Origin of the sequence: Alicyclobacillus sp. SP_1 (assembly GCF_024706985.1) — a bacterium.
GTDB lineage: Bacteria > Bacillota > Bacilli > Alicyclobacillales > Alicyclobacillaceae > Alicyclobacillus_I.
In genome coordinates this window covers 1-3080 of sequence record NZ_JAMCCX010000069.1, presented here as the reverse complement: position 1 = coordinate 3080, position 3080 = coordinate 1, and the positions used below count along the sequence as shown (strand labels likewise).

The window sequence follows — 3080 nt, the reverse complement described above, 5'->3', positions numbered from 1 at the left end:
GTTCGAGACCCTCCAAGATTTCCCCTGGATTGCCGTCGTGGTTCTCGCCGATCTGCACGACTTTTCGCACAAACGCCTGTATTTGATAGCCTAAAAGTCCCCCACTGGAACAATCGAAAATTCCCCCACTCTATGATAGCCTCACTACGGTGAGGTGGTTGAGGAGATGATTCGATTGAAGCAGAAGCAGGAGATTCTGCTGGCCTATTTTCACGAGGGAATTTCTCAAAGGGAGATTGCAAGAAGGACAGGGATAGATAGAAAGACGATTCGCAAATACATCGTCGAATATGAGCAGCAGAGGGAGGAGTTAATTCGAACCAAGGATCCAATGAGGATAGGCGTATTGACGGAGGGGATTGTCCAGGCGCCCAAGTATCAAGTCGGTGTTCGCCCTAAGCCAGTTGTCACTGAGGAGGTCGAGGAAAAGATTCGAGGCTTCCTGGCGGAGAATGAGGATCGCAGGAACAAGGGGCTGCACAAGCAAGTCAGACGGCCTGTGGATATTCATTCTGAGCTTGAGAACTCTGGCGTCTGTATCAGTTATGGTAGCGTGTTACGAACCGTTAGGGCGCTGGAGTCAAAGACCAGAGAGGCTTACATCAAGTTAGATTATTTGCCTGGGGATGTTTGTGAATTCGATTGGGGCGAGGTGAAGCTCGAAATCGCGGGCGAAATGCAAAAGTTTCAGATGGCGGTGTTCGCGTCTGCCTATGGAAACTACCGATTTGCATGGTTGTTGAACAAGCAAAAGAGCGAGTGTTTTCAGGAGGCCCACGTAAAGTTCTTTGAGCACATTGGCGGCGTGTATCAGCAGATGGTGTATGACAATATGCGGGTCGCGGTCAAGAAGTTGGCTGGTACCGAAAAGGATCCCACAGACGCGTTGCTGCAGCTATCGCTCTACTACGGATTTCAGTTTCGCTTCTGTAACGTGTGCAGCGGCAACGAGAAGGGCCATGTGGAACGCAGCGTTGAGGTGGTGCGTAGAAAAGCATTCGCGTCCAGGTACGAGTTCGATTCACTCGAGAGCGCCAACGAGTACCTGATAAGCGTTTGTGAGCGCCTCAACCACAAGGCGCAATCCAATCGCGACGGGCGTAGTGCATGGGAATGTTTGCAGGAGGAGCGTTCGCATCTGCGTGAAAAACTCCCTCCATTGGATGCGGCTCGTGTGGAATGCCTACGTGTGGATAAATACTCCACCATCTGCGTGGACAAAAATCATTACTCCGTACCGGATTCATTGGTCGGTAAGAAGATCATGGTTAAGATTGACTCGGATCGAATCGTATGTTTCCACGACGACAAACATGTGGCGGAACACCCACGGTCATTGGAGAGTTACCAGTGGATTATTGAACTGGAACACTTTCTTTGCACATTCAAAAAGAAGCCGGGCGCCTTGGCGACGAGCATCGCCATGAAACAGGCCCCGGACGCACTGAGAAAGATATACACGTCCCATTATACAGGGCGGGAGAAGGATTTCATCGTGCTCGTACAGGAAATGGCAACCGGACTCACGCTAGACGAGGTGAAGAAAGCCATTGATGAGTTGCAGTCCATAAGTGTGCGCCACGTGACCACAGACAACATTAAGCTGGTTTGCGCAAGAAACAAGGACAAACAGGTACAGCGGGAGTTCCTGCTTGGGAACGAGAGCAAGGACATCTCAGAACACGCCATCCAACAACTGCGCCAGTACGATGCGTTGCTTCGCACCAGTTCCGTAGAACGGGAGGCGGTGAGTGCATGAGCAGCAGCCACACCACACCGCGCAAGACCTGGCATGACGCGATTATCCAGTACACCAAGGAACTGCGATTACCCATGATCCGGGCGCACCTAAGCGAACATGTCACTGAAGCACAGCAACGCGACATGACGTACGAGGAGTTTCTTGGATTGTTACTTCAGCGCGAGTGCGATGCCAGACAGGAATCGTCCGTGAAGAACCGCATTCGTTTGGCGGAGTTCACGTACAAGAAATACCTTGAGGACTTGTCTGTGCCTGACCTTCCGCCAGATGCGCAACAGAAGCTTAAGCTGTTAAAGAGCCTCGATTTCATTAAAGAGGGCCGCAACGTCATTTTGGCCGGGAATCCCGGCACTGGGAAGACCCACCTGGCAATTGGATTGGGCATAAAAGCTTGCATGGAGGGCCACAAGGTGTGGTTCACGACTGTGCCCATCCTCGTGAACCGACTGCGTGAAAGCCGCACGGAACATACGCTGCGCCAGTTTCAAAGCCGGTTCGAAAAGTACGACCTCGTCATCGCTGATGAAATGGGCTACATCTCATTCGACAAGGAGGGCTCAGAGCTTCTATTTACCCATCTCTCCCTACGAGCTGGGCGCAAATCCACCATGATCACGACAAATCTGTCATTCGAACGTTGGAGCGAGATATTCCAAGATCCTGTCATGACAGCAGCCATGATTGACCGGCTGACTCACCAATCCTACACGATTAACATGAACGGAAATTCGTTTCGCATGAAAGAGACGAAGGAGTGGCTTGAAAAGCAAAACCTTGCATGATGCCCAGTTTTAGGTGGGTGATTTTTCGGTGAACATGTGGGGGATTTTTCGCTTGACAAATACAAACGCCAACGTGGTCTCTTTGCCAATCTTCGCATCGATTCCGAGGTCGACCAAGGTCTCTAAGACTTCGTTGAGCATATAGCTTCCGTCGTGATTGGACATGTCCCTCACCTCCTTTCTTCAAAACGTCTCCTTCACAATACCCCACCCTGTGCTTGGACGTAGGGAGCTTTTTGCGGCCCTTTCTTCGCTCACTCCGATCTCAAAGTCCATCGAGACAACGCATAGAAGACGTCCTTGGCCTCTTGTGACACGGCCCCGCGCACACCCACGGCGTGTTCCGCTAAATAGATGCTGGGCGTTCGAGGAAGGTTGGGCACGATGTCTTCGGCCAGGCGAATCAAGGCTTGTTGCTGCACTCTGTCGGACACGGCCATCGGCCAGCCTGTGTCTTCTGCCAACTCCGCCAAAGTCTCTTGCTGTGTTTGCCCGAACTCAGGCGTCAAAAACGTCACTTCCACGCGGTTGTTGCG

The 3080-nt window shown here is 51.8% G+C and carries 4 protein-coding genes; 2 read left to right on the top strand and 2 right to left on the bottom strand.

Translation table 11 applies throughout. The features are described 5' to 3' along the window. Positions 1 to 166 precede the first annotated feature (166 nt). Positions 167 to 1759, top strand: a complete 1593-nt coding sequence (gene istA / locus M4I36_RS14050; RefSeq protein WP_258112382.1) for an IS21 family transposase — start codon at positions 167 to 169, stop codon at positions 1757 to 1759. Next, positions 1756 to 2544, top strand: a complete 789-nt coding sequence (gene istB, locus M4I36_RS14045) for an IS21-like element helper ATPase IstB (RefSeq protein ID WP_067623580.1) — start codon at positions 1756 to 1758, stop codon at positions 2542 to 2544. Before istA ends, istB begins: the two co-directional genes overlap by 4 nt. A gap of 9 nt (positions 2545 to 2553) precedes the next feature. Here the strand turns inward: istB and M4I36_RS14040 are convergent, their stop codons facing one another. Then, a complete protein-coding gene (locus M4I36_RS14040; RefSeq protein ID WP_258112381.1) occupies positions 2554 to 2709 on the bottom strand; it encodes a hypothetical protein in 156 nt (51 codons plus the stop codon). A gap of 89 nt (positions 2710 to 2798) precedes the next feature. Next, a partial coding sequence (locus M4I36_RS14035; RefSeq protein ID WP_258112380.1) for a hypothetical protein occupies positions 2799 to 3080 on the bottom strand: 282 nt, incomplete at its 5' end.

What these genes read in the sequence shown, in the direction of transcription:
- istA (WP_258112382.1), top strand. Translation starts at nt 167, where the DNA reads ATGATTCGATTGAAGCAGAAGCAGGAGATTCTGCTGGCCTATTTTCAC.
- istB (WP_067623580.1), top strand. Translation starts at nt 1,756, where the DNA reads ATGAGCAGCAGCCACACCACACCGCGCAAGACCTGGCATGACGCGATT.
- M4I36_RS14040 (WP_258112381.1), bottom strand. Translation starts at nt 2,709, where the DNA reads ATGTCCAATCACGACGGAAGCTATATGCTCAACGAAGTCTTAGAGACC.